Annotated in this window: 1 protein-coding gene; it reads right to left on the bottom strand. The window is 68.2% G+C overall.

Annotation, left to right across the window (positions count from 1 at the left end; translation table 11 throughout):
• Window positions 1–349, bottom strand: a 349-nt coding sequence (locus NE591_RS12975; RefSeq protein ID WP_256156833.1) for a phosphopantothenoylcysteine decarboxylase, incomplete at its 3' end; no start/stop codon positions are given.
• Between the last annotated feature and the right edge of the window lie 50 nt (window positions 350–399).

The raw sequence follows: 399 nt of genomic DNA, 5'->3' as shown, positions 1-399 counted from the left end.
AGAAGGGCCGTGACGATGCGGCGCTTGCCAATGTGCCTCTCACGGAGAACCCCGACATCTTGCGATCGGCCGGATTCGCCGGACGCAGATCGGCCACAGCGGCGGCGAAAATGGCGGCATCGGCGGCCGGGAACACGGATGCGGCAGCGGCCAGCATATCGCGGGCCGTCTTCACGGGCACCACTTCCACGCCGGTGGGCGCGGCAAGGGCCACCGGCCCCAACACGAGCACCACCCGCGCGCCGGCGGCCGCGGCGGCCTCGGCGATGGCGTAACCCATCTTGCCCGAGGAATAGTTGGAGATGTAGCGCACCGAATCGATGGGCTCCACCGTGGGGCCCGCCGTCACACATATAAAAGGTCTTCAGCTCCACCGGCTCGCCGGTTTCCGGATCGGTG

Origin of the sequence: Adlercreutzia sp. DFI.6.23, from assembly GCF_024462535.1 — a bacterium.
In the GTDB taxonomy this organism is placed as follows: domain Bacteria; phylum Actinomycetota; class Coriobacteriia; order Coriobacteriales; family Eggerthellaceae; genus Adlercreutzia; species Adlercreutzia rubneri.
Note: the sequence above shows the minus strand (reverse complement) of the source record. Positions and strands in the feature narration are given on the sequence as shown.